This is a genomic window from Marinifilum caeruleilacunae (assembly GCF_013141825.1).
GTDB classification, from domain to species: domain Bacteria; phylum Bacteroidota; class Bacteroidia; order Bacteroidales; family Marinifilaceae; genus Marinifilum; species Marinifilum caeruleilacunae.
On record NZ_RZNH01000017.1, the window covers coordinates 36,651 to 53,036 of the forward strand.

Annotated in this window: 10 protein-coding genes; 7 read left to right on the forward strand and 3 right to left on the reverse strand. The window is 39.2% G+C overall.

Features of this window, described 5'->3' with window-relative positions; all coding sequences use genetic code 11:
• The first annotated feature begins 4 nt into the window (after positions 1-4).
• The 7 genes from ELS83_RS11265 to ELS83_RS11295 all read left to right on the forward strand — a co-directional run bounded on the left by ELS83_RS11265 (position 5) and on the right by ELS83_RS11295 (position 11,045).
• Positions 5-1,045 (forward strand): proline racemase family protein, encoded by a 1,041-nt coding sequence (locus ELS83_RS11265; protein WP_171595672.1) that lies wholly within the window; start codon positions 5-7, stop codon positions 1,043-1,045.
• A 15-nt stretch (positions 1,046-1,060) separates the two neighbouring features.
• On the forward strand, positions 1,061-2,356 hold the full coding sequence (locus ELS83_RS11270; protein WP_171595673.1) for a S28 family serine protease: 1,296 nt from the start codon (positions 1,061-1,063) through the stop codon (positions 2,354-2,356).
• 70 nt (positions 2,357-2,426) lie between these two features.
• Positions 2,427-4,055 carry a dipeptidase gene (locus tag ELS83_RS11275; RefSeq protein ID WP_171595674.1) on the forward strand — a complete coding sequence of 543 codons (1,629 nt, stop codon included), beginning with the start codon at positions 2,427-2,429 and terminating at the stop codon, positions 4,053-4,055.
• 149 nt (positions 4,056-4,204) lie between these two features.
• On the forward strand, positions 4,205-7,354 hold the full coding sequence (gene lacZ, locus ELS83_RS11280) for a beta-galactosidase, LacZ type (protein ID WP_171595675.1): 3,150 nt from the start codon (positions 4,205-4,207) through the stop codon (positions 7,352-7,354).
• A gap of 104 nt (positions 7,355-7,458) precedes the next feature.
• Positions 7,459-9,492: an MGH1-like glycoside hydrolase domain-containing protein gene (locus ELS83_RS11285; RefSeq protein ID WP_171595676.1), complete on the forward strand. Its 2,034-nt coding sequence runs from the start codon at positions 7,459-7,461 to the stop codon at positions 9,490-9,492.
• Between the two features lie 211 nt (positions 9,493-9,703).
• Positions 9,704-10,537, forward strand: coding sequence for a DUF4328 domain-containing protein (locus ELS83_RS11290; protein ID WP_171595677.1), 834 nt, complete (start codon positions 9,704-9,706; stop codon positions 10,535-10,537).
• A gap of 10 nt (positions 10,538-10,547) precedes the next feature.
• Positions 10,548-11,045, forward strand: a complete 498-nt coding sequence (locus tag ELS83_RS11295) for a hypothetical protein (protein ID WP_171595678.1) — start codon at positions 10,548-10,550, stop codon at positions 11,043-11,045.
• Between the two features lie 147 nt (positions 11,046-11,192).
• Here the strand turns inward: ELS83_RS11295 and ELS83_RS11300 are convergent, their stop codons facing one another.
• The 3 genes from ELS83_RS11300 to ELS83_RS11310 form a co-directional block, all read right to left on the reverse strand.
• Positions 11,193-12,614 carry a flotillin family protein gene (locus ELS83_RS11300; RefSeq protein ID WP_171595679.1) on the reverse strand — a complete coding sequence of 474 codons (1,422 nt, stop codon included), beginning with the start codon at positions 12,612-12,614 and terminating at the stop codon, positions 11,193-11,195.
• A 41-nt stretch (positions 12,615-12,655) separates the two neighbouring features.
• Positions 12,656-13,240, reverse strand: coding sequence for a hypothetical protein (locus ELS83_RS11305; protein WP_171595680.1), 585 nt, complete (start codon positions 13,238-13,240; stop codon positions 12,656-12,658).
• Between the two features lie 221 nt (positions 13,241-13,461).
• Positions 13,462-16,284, reverse strand: a complete 2,823-nt coding sequence (locus ELS83_RS11310; RefSeq protein ID WP_171595681.1) for a M16 family metallopeptidase — start codon at positions 16,282-16,284, stop codon at positions 13,462-13,464.
• Positions 16,285-16,386: the final 102 nt, after the last annotated feature.

Consider the following 16,386-nt stretch of genomic DNA (forward strand, 5'->3'; position numbering starts at 1 on the left):
GGCTATGAAAATTACAGATAATTGGAAGTGGCAAGCTCCACAGGATTGGTTAAAAATTAAAACCATTGATCTTCATACAGGAGGCGAGCCTTTAAGAGTATACACCAGTGGTCTACCTGAAATAAAAGGAAATACCATCCTGGAAAAGAGACGATATTTTAGAGATCATTTCGATTACATTAGAACGGGAACCATGTGGGAACCTCGCGGACATGCAGATATGTACGGAGCGATTATTACCGAAGCAACTACTGATGATGGTGATTTTGGTACCTTCTTTCTGCACAACGAAGGTTACAGCACCATGTGTGGCCATGCCATGATCGCACTGGTTACATTGGTTTTAGATACCGGAATGATTGTGCGCGATGAGCAAAATCCGATCATTAAAATTGATGCGCCTCCGGGTAGAATTACCTGTAAAGCATTTCGAAAAAACGGAAAAGTTGAAAAGGTGAGTTTTCAGAACGTTCCTTCTTTTATGCCTTTAAAAGATCAAATTGTTGATGTTCCCGGAATTGGGAAAGTAAAATTTGATATTGGCTATGGTGGTGCTTTTTATGCCTATGTGCAAGCCGAAGATTTGGGTTTACAACTGGATGAAAAGGATTACAACCGATTGATTGATTATGGCCGAAAAATCAAATATGCTGTTATGGATCAGTTTGAAATCAAACATCCTATCGAAGAAGATCTGAGTTTCCTGTATGGAACCATTTTCATTGGAGAAGCCAAAGACCCAAAACATCACAGTAGGAACGTGTGCATTTTTGCCGAGGGCGAAGTAGATCGCTCTTCAACAGGTTCGGGTGTTAGCGGCCGAGCAGCCATCCATTTTGCCAAAGGAGAGTTAGCCATGAATGAGGAGATTATCATTGAGAGTATTCTGGGAACATGTATGAGTGTGAAAGTTCTGGAAACTTGTAATTACGAAGGCATTGATGCCATTATCCCGGAAGTGAGCGGAACTGCCTCCATTACGGGGCAAAATGAATTCTATTTCGATCCTAATGATCCATTAAAGGATGGATTTATTTTCAGATAATAACAAAAACGAATCATGAACAAACTAAGAACTAAAATTTTCTCACTTCTCTTTGTACTAAGCATTGGTCTTGCTGCATGTACTCAACCAAAGAGCCTGGTAGAGCGACTTGAACAGCTGCCCGATGTAACAGTGCAAAAAATAAGCGGAGATACAAGCTACACAGAATATTACGAGCTATACTTTACGCAGCCTTTAGATCATGAAAACCCTGAAGCCGGAACTTTCAAACAAAGAGTTCTGTTGGGACATCATGCCATTGAAAAACCAATGGTGGTTGAAATTCAGGGATACAATATCTGGACCGAAAGAGCCGGAGAATTAAGCAAGCTTTTGGATGCCAACCAGCTTACCATTGAGCATCGATATTTTAAAAATTCAATGCCTGATAGTCTTGATTGGAAATATCTGAACATTAAACAAGCTGCAGCTGATCAACACAAAGTGATACAGGCACTGAAGAATATTTATCAGAACAAATGGATTACCACAGGAATTAGCAAGGGTGGACAAACCACAATTTACCACCGCTTTTTCTATCCAAATGATGTGGATGTAAGTGTGCCTTATGTAGCACCTCATAACCTGGCTCGTGAAGACAAAAGAATTCACGAACACCTTGCCAGTGTTGGCAGTAAGGAATGCCGTGATAAAATTTATGACTTTCAATTGGCCTGTTTCAAAAACAAGAAAAACATGCTTCCATTGGCAAAAGCTCATGCCGAAGAAAAAGGCTATTCTTTCTCGATGGGACTTGAAAAAGCGCTTGACCTATCCATTTTGGAATATTCGTTTGCCTTCTGGCAATGGGGAGGAACAAAATGTGAAGACATTCCTTCTTCTGATACTGAAGCTTCAGTATTATTCCAACACCTGGTACGCGTTTCGGGTATGGATTTCTTCGACGAGATCAGTCTAAAGCCTAGCCTTGCTTTCTACCACCAGGCATTGAGCCAAATTGGCATGTACAGCTATGAGATAGAACCCTTCAAGGCATATTTGGACTATGAAGAGGATTTGACTTTTGATCATGTTTTCCCAAATGAACCAATCAGGAAATTTAATCCGGAAGCCATGATTGAAGTGAACCAATGGCTTCAATCTGATGCAGAAAGAATGCTTTTCATTTATGGTGAATGGGATACCTGGTCGGCTACAGCTGTTGATCTAAAAGAGAATACTAAATGTAAGAAATTTGTGAACCCGGAAGGGGCGCATGGCACCCGCATAAGACACTTTCCTCCTGAAATGAAAAAGGAGATTATCAAGACATTGGAGAAATGGCTGGAGATGCCAATTGCCAATGAATAATTAGCAATGAATGATTAAAAACAGAGAACTTGAGATAACATACAGCTTCTCGAAACCAATTTCTGAAAAGATGAAAAAACTAATCATACTAACAATTTTTGCTTGCCTGATACTTCCGAAAAGTCATGCATGTACCGATATTGTAGCCGGTAAAAAAGCAACAGTAGATGGTTCTGTAATTACTTCGCATACTTATGGTGGTAACGATACCAGGATAAGAGTGGTACATGGTAAGAAATTTCCTGCTGGTTCTAAAGCACCTGTGTACTACGGACTGCAAGAGATCAATGGCGGACTGGAAGAATATGGCGAAATTCTGGGCTATGTGCCACAGGTTCAACAAACCTACACCTATTTCCATTCTGCCTACTCGCACATGAATGAGTTTCAGTTGGCAATTGCAGAAAGTACCTTGAGCCAGAAGAAAGAACTACAGGTTGACAGAGATTCTGGCAAGCAGATCATGACAGTAGAGCAAGCTCAGATTTTTGCTCTACAAAGATGCAAAACAGCTCGTGAAGCGATTAAGCTGATTACTTCGCTGATGGAGGAATATGGTTTTCTGCCTTCCTGCGGACCAGAATCGGAAGCACTATGTATTGCAGATCCTGACGAAGTATGGGTATTGGAAATTGTAGCGGTTGGAAAAGACTGGGAGCCAAATTCAGGCAAATCGGGAGCCATTTGGGCTGCGCAAAGAGTACCCGACGATCATATTGCCATTGTACCCAACTGGAGCATTATCAAGGAGATTGATTTAAGTCAACCTGAATGGTTCATGGCTTCGAAGAACTACAAGCAAGTAGCCATCGATCATGGATGGTACGATCCGAAATCGGGGAAACCATTTATCTGGCAGGAAGCCTACAGCCCAACATTGCGTGAATGGTCGAGCGGAAGATTCTGGCTATTTTACTCAAAATATGCACCGAATTACAAAGACTGGCCTGATCGTAAATTGAGCGATCCGTTTACCGGACAAGATGCCTATCATCAATATGTTGAAGATATTTCTATCTACCCTTTTTCTGTGAAGCCGGAGAAAAAAATATCTGTTCGGGATATTATGGAATTCCAGCGCTCTACCTTCGAAGGAACCATTTACGACAAAACATCGGATCCCGATTGGTATATACCTAACAAGGAAGGCAAATTGGTGAAAAGTCCACTAACTACTCCTTTCCCAACAAAGGCAATGCGCGAATTACTCGATATTACCAATCGTAGAAATGTATCTAAAGGTAATTATGGTATGATTTGCCAGCTGCGATCATGGCTGCCAGATCCTATAGGTGGGATTTACTGGGTATTCCAGGATAACCAGTATACTTCGCCATATGTTCCAATTTATTGTGGAACGCAGGAAATTCATGAGTCTTATAAAATTTATGACCCGAACCAGTACGATCCAAGATCGGCTCGCTGGGCCATCGATTTTGTGGATAACCTGCTCTATTTAAGATGGCAGGATGCTGTACAGGATATGTTTACAATGAGAGAGCCATTGCAAGAAGATTTTTTCAAGCAGATTGAAGAAAATGACAAGCAAGCCAAAAAACTATATGATAAAAGCCCTAAAAAGGCGAAGGAATTCCTGACCGAAAAGTGTCATGAAAACATGCAAAAAGTGTTGGATGTATACAATGAAATCAGGAATACATTAATTACCAAATACACAAACAACAAACACGGATCGTAAAGATCCACACTTCATGAAAAGGGCAATCCGGTTAGGGTTGTGGTAATTGTTACCGGATTCCCTTTTCTACTCAAACTTTAAATTATTAAACGCAAATAGACATGTGTTTTGGAAAGAAAAACATTGCCATGTCTGAGATCTAAATTGTAATGAGAACACTTTTAACGATTATGCTTCTTCTCTTCTACCAGGGTATTTTTGCTCAAGAGAAAAGCACACAAAACGACTGGGAAAATCCCCAGGTTGTTGGCGTAAATAAAGAACAGGCAAGAGCCATGTTTTTTGCTTACCGAACCGAAAACAAGGCCATTCAAAATGATAAAGCCAATTCGAGCTACCACCTTAGCTTGAACGGAACCTGGAAATTTAACTGGGTTCGAAAACCTGCCGATCGTCCGGTAGATTTTTACAAAACCAACTACGACGTTTCGAAATGGGATGATATTAAAGTTCCTGCTCATTGGGAACTGGAAGGATATGGTGTGCCAATCTATACCGATGTTTCGTATCCTTTTCCGAACAACGAACCTTATATCCCTCACGATTATAATCCTGTTGGATCGTACAAAAGAGAATTTACCATTCCTCAAAACTGGAAAGGACAGGAAATCTACATCCATTTTGGAGGTGTAAGATCTGCTGCTTACGTTTGGGTGAACGGAAAAAAAGTTGGATACACACAGGGCAGTAAAACTCCTGCAGAATTTAACCTGACTAAGTATGTAAAAACAGGTAAGAATCAACTGGCTGTAGAAATATATCGCTTTAGCGATGGAAGTTACCTCGAAGATCAGGACTATTGGAAAGTAAGCGGTTTTGAGCGCGATGTTTACCTGTATGCCAGACCCAAAACTCACATTAGAGATTTCTTTGTGAAAGCTGGTTTGGACGAAACCTATACCAATGGCGAGTTTTCACTGAATGTTAAGGTCAATCAGATTGCTGCAAAAAATAGCAGCCGATCGGTGGAAGTAAGCATTCTTGATGGAAAAAAAGAGATCGTAAACTTGAAGTCGAACAGCAAATTAAAGCAAGGCGATAATGATTTTATTTTCTCGGAAAGCATTCCAAATGTTCACAAGTGGACGGCCGAAACTCCTAATTTGTATACGCTTCAAATCGAATTAAAATCAGGTAAAAGAACCATTGAGGTAATTCGAAGAAAAATTGGTTTCCGTACCAGTGAAATAAAGAACGGATTGCTGCAGGTTAATGGCGTTCCAATTACCATTCGTGGCGTAAATCGTCACGAACACGATATGGAAAATGGTAGAGTAATTTCGGAAGAATCGATGATTCAGGACATTCTGTTAATGAAGCAATTCAACATTAATGCCGTTCGAAATTCTCACTATCCAAATCGCGAACGCTGGTACGAACTGTGCGATGAGTATGGTCTGTACATGATTGACGAAGCCAATATTGAAGCTCACGGTTGCGAACCTTACAACAAGGAAAAAACACTGGCCGATAAGCCAAACTGGAAAAAGGCATTTATGGACAGAACGGTTTCCATGGTGGAGAGAAGCAAGAACCATGCTTCAATCATTATCTGGTCGCTGGGTAATGAAACAGGAAGAGGGCGCAACTTCCACGCTACCTACAAATGGATCAAAGAAAGAGACACGAGCCGACCTGTTCAGTCGGAAGATTCGGGAAGAGAGTTTAACACCGATATTTTCTGCCCAATGTACGATCGCATGTGGGAAATGATTAAGTACGTTGAGTATGTTCAAAGCAGACCGTTAATTCAATGCGAGTACGCGCATGCTATGGGAAATAGTGTTGGAAACTTAAAAGACTACTGGGATTTAATTTACAAACACAGACAGCTGCAAGGTGGTTTTATTTGGGACTGGGTAGATCAAACTTTCAGAAAAACCAACGAAAAAGGTGATACCATTTTTGCCTATGGTGGCGATATGGGTGTCTACAAAGTTCAGAACGACTCTAATTTCTGTGCAAACGGATTGGTAAGTGCCGACAGAAAACTTCACCCTCACATTTGGGAAGTGAAAAAGGTATACCAACCTATCGCATTTAAAAAGGTAGATCATAGCGTAAATCAATTCCAATTGCTGAATCGATTCGATTTTATCAGTTTGGATGAATTCAATATTACCTGGACATTAAAAGAGGATGCCACCGAAATTGCAAAGGGAACAGTTGATTCAAAGAATTTACCTGCACATGACAGCAGATTTTTCTGCATCGAAATGCCAAATATTCAGGCGAAAGCCGGCAAAGAATATTTCTTGCTGTTCGAAGCCCACAGCAGTGTGGAACAACCAATGGTTCCAAAAGGCCACCGAATTGCATGGGAACAGTTCCAATTGCCTGTGTACAAAGCGGTGAAAGCAATAGATGCGAAACAATTGGCTAAGCTGGATTTACAGGAAGATCAGGATAAGATTCTAATAAAAGCAAAAGGCATTGAGATTCGTATTTCCAAAGAAAATGGAAGTCTGAGCTCGTATAAAATAGATGGCACTGAACTAATTGAAAATGATTTAGAACCTTTCTTCTGGCGTGCGGTTACCGATAATGACTTAGGGAATGGTACCCCAGCCAGATGCAAGGTGTGGAAAACTGCTGGTAAAGAACGCGAACTACTTTCCATTGTTTCCAAGCAAGTATCTCCACAACAAATTGAGGTGATGGTTCAGTACTCTATGCCAAGCGTTTCTAGCACCTACAAAACCAAATACCTGGTATCAGGAAATGGCGATGTACAAATCGAAAACACATTTGTTCCTAAATCGAATGATTTGCCAATGATGCCTCGTTTGGGAATGCAAATGCAATTGCCAAAAGAGTTTTCGAACATCAAATGGTTTGGTAGAGGTCCGCAGGAAAGCATGTCGGATAGAAAGTCAGGTGCGATGATTGATCATTACAAGGGAAGCGTTTGGGAACAATATCATCCATACGTTCGACCTCAGGAAACGGGAAATAAAACGGACCTACGCTGGATTGCTTTAAGCAATAATGAGGGAAAAGGATTGATGGCTATTGGAGCACCATTATTGTCTGGTTCGGCCCTTGGCTTCGATTACAAGGAATTGTACCATGGCGGAAAAGACAAGCCAAATAAACATGGTAATGCGATCAAACAAGGCGATGTAATCAGTTTCCAAATTGATTACAAACAAATGGGAGTTGGTGGAGATAATTCCTGGGGAGCTCCGGTTCATGCCGAGTATTGTATCCCATCTCAGCCATATCAATACAGTTTTATTCTTCGCCCAATTCGTGGAGAAAAAGACTTGAATGAACTGAGCAAAAAGAGAGTAAAATAAAAGTAACACTTTGTCGGATCTCTTAGGATTCGGCAGAGTTAATCTATTATCAGATATACAAAATATTGATTTTATATCCCCGAAAGGGGGCAACAAATAATACAATGAAACTTACATACATTAGTTTAATTGCAGGCATTATTTCTCTTTCATCCTGCCTGAATCCTTCGGCAGGTAAAAAGGAGAAGCAAGCAGTAGATTTTCAGGAGCAGTACAGCAATGTGCTCAATATACAAGGGATTCCGGCAAAACAATATGATTTAAAACCTTTTGGTTTTTCTGATTTAGGTGCGTGGCACGGATATGCTTTGCCACATCAGGACAGTACAGATTACTATGGAGGATTTGCGGGTCCGTTGAGCATGAAAATGTGGGGACAATGGTTGGGCAAAAACCTATCTCAACTGGTATTGACCGATGCGACTACAAATCAGCAAATAGATTTGACCAAGGCAAAAGCTGAAATGATTTACAAACCAGGAATGCTGCAGCAAAAATTACAGTTGCCAAAACTTACAATAGACATTCAGCTTGTATTTGCCAGCAACAGAACTTCGCTGATTCACACTTCGGTGCTCAACACTTCGAAAGAGGAAAAGCAAATTAAAATAGGCTGGAAAGGGCAATTGTTCGAGAAAGAGTTGCAATTGGCCAAGAATGCAAATGGAGTTCAGGTAAACTACGAAAAAAGTGATGAGATTTTCCTGATTCAAAACCAGGATAAAAAAGAAGTGAGCATTACCAAAGACAAGCTTTCTTACCAAATGGACCTGAAGGAAGTTCAATCATTAAAAGCTGGCGAAAAAACTGTAGTTACACTTCTTCACTCCCATTATTTTAACGAGCAGGAAAAACTTGCCGAAGCCGGACTTTTAAAAACTTATTTGAGTAATCCTGAACAAGTTTTTACGGATAATAAATTGCGTTGGAACGGATATTTAAGCGAAGCTTTAAGCAGTGAAACTGAACTGTTAGAGCAGGAAAAAAACAGACGCCTTGCCGTAAAATGTGTTCAAACCTTACTCACCAACTGGCGCTCTCCTGCCGGCGATTTACAGCACGATGGAGTATTTCCTTCGGCGGCATATCAAGGTTTTTACGGATTTTGGTCGTGGGATAGCTGGAAACAGGCAGTTGCATTGGTTCGTTTTAATCCTGAACTGGCAAAAAGCAATATCCTGTCTATGTTTCAATACCAGGATGAAATGGGAATGGTAGCAGATTGTGTGTACTTCGATCCGAGAGAAAACAACTGGAGAGACACCAAAGCACCATTGGCAGCATGGGCGGTTCTGGAAATTTACAAGAAAACCAATGACCTGGATTTTGTTCGAAACATGTATCCTAAATTGGTAAAATACCATGAGTGGTGGTACCAATATCGCGATCACGATCAGAATGGTTTATGTGAATATGGCTCGACCGATGGAACCATTATCGCTGCCAAGTGGGAAAGCGGTATGGACAATGCGGTGCGTTTCGACGATGCTAAAATGCTTCAGAATAACGATCATGGATGGTCGATGGATCAGGAATCGGTAGATTTAAATGCATACTTGTTTGCCGAAAAAGAACAATTGGCGCAGTTGGCCAGTTTGTTGGAAAAGAAAGAAGAAGCAAGAAACTTTTACGCACAGGCAAACCTATTGAAAGACAGAATTGCCAAAGAATTTTATGATGCTGATAAAGGATTCTTTTACGATAGAGCCATTAAAACAGGCAAATTATTAACTGTACAACAAGGACCGGAAGGTTGGATTCCTTTGTATACAAAAATCGCAAACCAGGAGCAGGCAAAGGGAGTTAAATCCTTATTAACAGACAGTACAAAGTTCGCAACTAAAGTCCCCTTTCCTACCCTGGTGGCCGATCATCACAAGTTTAATCCTTTAAAAGGATATTGGCGTGGCCCGGTGTGGTTAGATCAGGCTTACTTTGGGATTCAGGCTTTGAAAAACTACGGATACAAACAGGAAGCTGACGCATTAACACAAAAACTACTGCACAATGCAGAAGGCTTATTGCAAGATGCTCCTATCCGTGAAAACTATCACCCAATTACTGGTGAGGGATTAAATGCAAATCATTTTTCGTGGTCGGCTGCACATTATTTAATGTTACTAACCGACGAAAATTAATAAAACAACAACAACAAACACCGCTCAATACATTTGAGCACATTTTTAGTTTCTTAGTAGTAGAATAGTTAATTTGTGATCACCTCGGTTTTCCTTTTGGAAGACTGGGGTGTTTTTTTATTAAACATTTACAAAACTTATCATTTGTTTTGACATATGATTATTGTTACTTTAATTCCTTAAAAATCGACAAAACATCTATTTAAATTCTATGAAACAAATTGAAACATGCAAATCCTGTGAAAATCGTAAATTCGATACACAACAAGGGATTCTCTGCTCATTAACTGATGCCAAACCAATTTTTGAAGAGATTTGCTCCGACTATGTTCAAGATGAAAAAACGATCCAAAAAAAACTGGAAGTCAGCAAATTCATCCTTCCTAATCAAAAGCTGGCTAATGCTCTAATGTGGGTGATGTGGTTGGTTCTTGCCACTCAATTATTGGGTATGCTGTCACACTACATGCAGTATAATTTGCTTACATCAGCTTTAAATGGTGAAACTGTAACCACACAAATGGCAGAAGACAATGATATCAGACATACATTAATTATGCTGGTTCATTATTTAGCTTTTATTGGTTCAGCAGTTTTATTTGCCATATGGTTTTATCGAGGCTATAAAAATTACCATACCAGATTTAAACACCCCTCGTATAATAAAAGTTGGGCCATTTGGGGTTGGATTGTTCCCATTGCCAGCCTTTTTATTCCATACAAAATTATGAATGAGATGTATAATGATTCCAAAAAGAAACTGCTTGAATTCTCGGAGGATTACTCTTTTATCAACATGACAAGCTTAATTACTTTTTGGTGGGTACTATGGATTCTTTCAAACTTTGTGAGTAATATCGTATCTAAATTCTTTGAAGACGAAGAGACAATACAAGGTTTAATTGATTACTCTATGGCCGAAATGATATTAGGAGTTTTCTTTATTCCTGCCGCTATTATCACATTTAAACTAATCAAAGATTACTCTTTTATAGAAGAAAAATTAACAGCTTTTGAAGCTGAGGAATTGACCTTGCATTCTTAATCTTATTTCAATGAAAAAAGTAGAAATTATTGTAATTATAGGAGTATTAACTGGTTTGTTATTCAAATATCTTGAATTAGCATATGCAGGAATAATTCTCTCTGTTTCAATTCACATTTTAGCCGTATTTTACTTTTTATTTTATTTAAACAGCAAAGATCCATTATCAAATAAAATCAGAAAGTTAATCGTTAAAAATGATGTAAAAGCATCGCTTGAAACAATGATTTCCAGTTATGCTCTGCCCTTATTATTAATCTCGGTATTGTTTAAATTGATGCATTATCCTTATGCTAGTCTTCTTTTTAATATTGGCATAACAGCTTGTTCTCTTGCATTAATTATCACATTCATTAAATATCAAAAAAACAAGAGTTTATATTTAAAAAGCCTCCTACTCAGACTCATTATCATTGGAGCGATAGGAATATTAACAACTCTTGTCCAGAATGATACACAGCCCGATTTGAGAGACTTAAATCCCGATAGGCTTGAGACTAAAAATTGAGCCTCACCTTATTTACTCTTAAGCAAAGTCAGTACTGATACAAATAAAAAGTCTTTAATTTCAGTTGTAAAAAGAATCTCAATAGAGGGATTTCAAACAAAAAGGAGCACCAAACGATGCTCCTTTTCTTATGATTTAGAAATCTGCTTATTCCTCATCTTTGTTTTCCTGATCGGTAACATCTTCGAAATCTACAGTTTCCTTGTTTTCTTCTACCTTTTTCCCAAGATAAGTAGGCAATTCCATACCAGCCATTTTAAACAATTCTTCCATTGGAGGAATCGATCCCATCATGCCTTGCATAAAGTTCGCAGTTGATGTTTTACCATCCTTGCCGTTCCCATTTTCCCAAACAGTAACCTTATCAATCTTGATGTTCTTAATTGCTTCAACCTGGGTAGAAACCAGTTCTGGCAATTTGTCTGCAATCATTAACATTACAGCATCTTTAGCATCGTCACCGGCTGCATTCACAATCTTATCGAAACCTTCAGCTTGCTTACTCAAAATCTCGTAGATCCCTTTCGCTTCTGCTTCCATCTTCATGTAAATTGCATCTGCCTCCCCTTTCGCATGACGACGAGTTTGTTCCGCAATCGCTTCTGCAGCAATCTCAATCTTTTCTTTATCGATTTGTGCAGGTACAACGATATCTGCTGTCTGCGATGCTTTATCACGAATTGCACGGGCAGCCTCGGCTTTTTGCTCAGCCGAATACGCTTCCTCTAATGCTCGTGCCGAAGCAACTTTCTCTGCTGCAACTGCCAATCGTTCAGCTTCTGCTTCTTTCTCACGTCTGTCTGCATCAGAGTTTGCAACCGTAATTTTAGCGGTATTCTCCCCTTCAACAGCCGAAGCATCTGCAGCAGCTACCTGTACACGTTGCTCTTGCAATGCATTTGCCTCACCAATGGAACCATCACGGTTTTTCTCAGCTACGCTCTTCTTCGCGTCATTAATCGCTTTTGCAGCAGCTTCCTTACCCAAAGCTTCGATATATCCCGATTCATCGTTGATATCCGTTACGTTTACGTTGATCAGCTTCAAACCAATCTTCTTCAATTCCGCCTCTACATTAGATGATACAGCAGCAAGGAACTTATCACGGTTGCTGTTAATCTCCTCGATATCCATGGTAGCCACAACCAAACGCAACTGACCAAAAATGATATCTTTTGCAAGATTACTGATATCTACCTGCGATAATCCCAGAAGACGCTCAGCAGCATTGGTCATTACGCCAGATTCTGTTGAAACACCTACAGTAAATCTCGAAGGCACATCAACACGAATGTTCTGCTTACTCAAAGCATTTGTCAGGTTAATTTCGATCGAAATTGGTGTAAGATCAAGGAAAGCATAATCCTGAATGATTGGCCATACAAATGCCGCACCACCATGAATACACTTGGCCGAGCGCGATTCTGCGCCACCACCTTTTCCTACTTTACCGTACACAACCAATACCCGGTCGGACGGACAGCGCTTGTATCTCTTAAAGAAGGATACAATAAGGACAAATACGAATATTACTGCAGCAGTAATTAAAAGAACTATATATTCTCCCATAATGTTTTGTTATTTAATAGGGTTTAACGTTTATAAATTGATTATCCGATTGGGTATACAACCAAAATTTGATCGTTTAGAATTTCGATAACTTCAACTACAGCACCGGTTTTAATGTCTTTTTCGGCGTCGGTTATTGCGTCGAGTGTTTGTAATCCTTGTACCTGAATTTGAATTTTACCCATGCCTTTTCTTGAAGCCGGGATGGTGAGGTAGACATTGCCAACTTTACCAATGGCATTGTTTAGATTTAGGGTTCCTTCTTCGGTAAGTTTTCCCATAAAATACATGATTGAGGCCATAATAACCATCATAATCAGACCTGCGATGGTGGCAATAAAAGTTGCCAGTCCTGGGCCAAACCCCATGTGCAGACAGATAATTCCGGTCCAACCAAAAATGGTAAAAAATGCTATCAGGTTCTTTAATGTCAGAAACTGAAAGTCGATTCCTGTATCTCCCGACACATCTGCATCTCCATCGGCTGCAACATCATCAACATCACCCCCTAAAAAGGTCATCACCATTTGAATGAGAAACAGCACTGAAAATGGAACGGAGATCCCCCAGTATATCTTTTCAACGATATCCATGGCAGTCCACCAATCAGAAATTTGTAGTATCATAATTATTGATTTTGATTTGATCTAAAATAACAAGAATTATTGACCTAACAGTGATTATGCTTAGCTGTTTTTTGCTTTTTAGTTGTATTCTAAATTTCACATGTTTTTTGCTTTTTTTTAAGGGATAAAATGATCTTGCCAAAACCCAGCCTTCATAACAACAAAAAGAGGCCACCAAACTGGCAGCCTCTTCTATTATTTTAAAAGTGAAGTCGGAAATCTTATTGTTTTGGTGACATTACCACCTCAACTTTTCCTGGTTTTGTAAAGTATTTCTTAGCAAACTTCTCTACTTTTTCTTTGCTGATCGAATTGATCATTTTTTCGTAGTCTTCAACAGACATCACGCTTTCGTCGTATCTGTAGTAACGATTAATTGCATTGATCCAATAACCATTCTTACGAAGATTTTCCTGGTATTCCTTCACAAAGTTTTTCTTGGCTTCAACCAGGTCATCCTCTTTAATTCCCTTGGTAAACAGCGCCTGAATTTCATCGTACACAATTCCTTTCAACTTGTCTGCTTTAGCAGGATCAGTATCGAAACGAACAATTAAATTGTATTCTTCGCGAGGGAATTTATCTACATAAGCTCTAACACCTACACCATAAGTTCCACCTTCTTGTTCGCGAATTACATCGGTATATCTTTTATCCAACAATTCAGAAACAACATTCATCATAATACGATTCTCTCTTGTGTATTTGATATCACCGTGAAGGTCGATGTGAATGGTAGTTTTAGGCGTTTCCATTGCTCTTGAAAAATGGTTGTAAGTATCTTTTTCAGGATAATCTACTCCATTGTCTTTCCAGTTTTCTTCACGATCGATATCCTTAATGCTTCCAATGTATGTTTCAATCATTGGTTTTGCTTTCGCGATATCAATATTACCTACAAATACAAAGGTAAAGTCGCTTGCATCCACAAATCTTTCCTGGTATACTCGTTTCATGGTTTCAAGATCCAAACTTTCAATCATTTTGGTGTTGAACAAGATGGTTCTTGGGTGATGATCGGTTGTTGTAGTTGAAACAGAATCTCTAAATGCTTTATTTACATCGGTTCCCATATTTGCCACATAAGCCTTGTATCTTCCTTTTAATGCAGTAAAAGCATCATTATCGAAGCGAGGCGCTACAAAATACATGTGCAACAATTGAAGCATGGTTTCAAAATCCTTAACCGACGAATTTCCATTAAATCCTTCGCTTAATTCGCTGATATAAGGAGCAACACGCACCGATTTACCCGTTAATAACTTTTGAAGACTTGTTTGGTCGAATTTGCCCAATCCAAAGTTTGCGATGAATCCACCGGCCATTTCTGCTGAAGCAAGATCTTCAACTGCATAAAGTGAATTACCACCTGTACTGAAGGCTTGCATGCGAATTTCATTCTCTTTAAAATCGGTCTTTTTCACAACAACTTTTGCACCATTAGCCAAAGTCCATTCTGTAGCTTCAAATGCATCAAGTTTTGCTTCTTTACTTACATTTCCGGCTTTAGGAGTTTCAGCAATTAAAGGTTCGGTAATTACCTTATCAACGTAAGGTTTTAATTCAGCCTTTTTCACCTTATCAACAACGGCTAATAGTTGTTCTTCGCTTGGCAGTTCTACACCTTCTTTTTCTGGAGCAGTAAAGGTAATTATGATATTCTCTTTGGTCATCCACTTTTTAGAGAATGCATTCACTTCCTCAGCTGTAATACCTGGCAACAATTTTTTCATTGCTTCGAACTCGAATTCGATACCTGGAGCTGGTTCGTTTACCAAATAATGTCTTGTATAACCTCGCACCAAACGGTCGTTATTTTGCTTGTTACGATCTTTATATTGCTTTTCAACCCTGCTCAACATTTCGGTTTTAGCTCTTTCCAACTCAGTTGCTACAACGCCATGTTTGTTGGCTCTTTCAATCTCCTTAAGGAAGGTTTCAATACCCCCAAGCAAATTGTCTTCTTTCAATGTAACACTATTGTGATATACATCCATTTTACGAGCACGGTTGTAATATGCTCCAAATGCATTAATAAAGGGCGCATTTCCTTTCTGAAGCAGTTCATTTAAACGATTACCCAAAATGCTGGAATGCAAATTCTCGATAATTGAATTGCGATAGTACTGCAAGTTTTTCTCCTTAAAAGGAGTTGCTTTGTGCTTGTAGAAAATATCGAATTTGTAGTTGCTAACTTCCGGATCGGTAATAATTCCTACAATTGCCTCTTTGTTACCAGGAACATCGTAATATACTCTTTCCTTTGGATTTTCAACTGCAGGAATATGAGCAAACATTTCTTTGATTTTCTGTTCAAACTTCTCAGCGTCAATATCTCCTACAACAATAATTGCCTGAAGGTCTGTACGATACCAATCGTGATAAAAATCGCGAATTACCTTGTGATCGAAGTTATTAATCACATCAAGGCTACCAATCACATCGCGTTTCGCATACTTTGAACCTTTGTAAATTACTTTACTTTGCTCCAAATAAGCACGCATACCACCCGATCTTCTGGTTCTCCACTCTTCGCGAATTACGCCACGTTCACTATCAATTTCTTCTCCTTCAAGGCTAAGATAATTCGACCAATCGTGCAATACCAATAGTGCCGAATCCAAAAGATTCTCGTTCGAGGTTGGAATATTACTTAAATTGTAAACCGTTTCGTCAACATTGGTATAGGCATTAATATTACGTCCAAATGCAACACCATATTTTTCAAGGTAATTCAGCACACCTTTTCCTGGAAAATTTTCTGTTCCATTAAAGGCCATATGCTCTAAAAAGTGAGCCAATCCATTCTGATCGTCATTTTCGAGAATTGCACCTACATTCTGCACAATATAAAAACTCGCACGATCCTTTGGTTCTTCGTTATGCCTTACATAATAAGTAAGTCCATTCTCTAGTTTTCCGGTTCTGACATTAGGGTCTAAGGGCAATTCAGAACTTCCATTTTTTTGAGCAGACAGCATTGCTGTTCCTGCCAGGAGTAAAGTACCGCAAAGCGTGGCTTTACCGAGTAAATTTTTAATCATCTAATTTCTGTTTTGGTGATTTGATTAAATATGAATATACAACATAAGTGTAATCCTTTCCTAAAATAACGAAACATATGGTTATTTAACAATTATCTTTAC

Coding starts and splice junctions, on each gene's coding strand:
- ELS83_RS11265 (WP_171595672.1), top strand. CDS start 5: ATGAAAATTACAGATAATTGGAAGTGGCAAGCTCCACAGGATTGGTTA.
- ELS83_RS11270 (WP_171595673.1), top strand. CDS start 1,061: ATGAACAAACTAAGAACTAAAATTTTCTCACTTCTCTTTGTACTAAGC.
- ELS83_RS11275 (WP_171595674.1), top strand. CDS start 2,427: ATGAAAAAACTAATCATACTAACAATTTTTGCTTGCCTGATACTTCCG.
- lacZ (WP_171595675.1), top strand. CDS start 4,205: ATGAGAACACTTTTAACGATTATGCTTCTTCTCTTCTACCAGGGTATT.
- ELS83_RS11285 (WP_171595676.1), top strand. CDS start 7,459: ATGAAACTTACATACATTAGTTTAATTGCAGGCATTATTTCTCTTTCA.
- ELS83_RS11290 (WP_171595677.1), top strand. CDS start 9,704: ATGAAACAAATTGAAACATGCAAATCCTGTGAAAATCGTAAATTCGAT.
- ELS83_RS11295 (WP_171595678.1), top strand. CDS start 10,548: ATGAAAAAAGTAGAAATTATTGTAATTATAGGAGTATTAACTGGTTTG.
- ELS83_RS11300 (WP_171595679.1), bottom strand. CDS start 12,614: ATGGGAGAATATATAGTTCTTTTAATTACTGCTGCAGTAATATTCGTA.
- ELS83_RS11305 (WP_171595680.1), bottom strand. CDS start 13,240: ATGATACTACAAATTTCTGATTGGTGGACTGCCATGGATATCGTTGAA.
- ELS83_RS11310 (WP_171595681.1), bottom strand. CDS start 16,284: ATGATTAAAAATTTACTCGGTAAAGCCACGCTTTGCGGTACTTTACTC.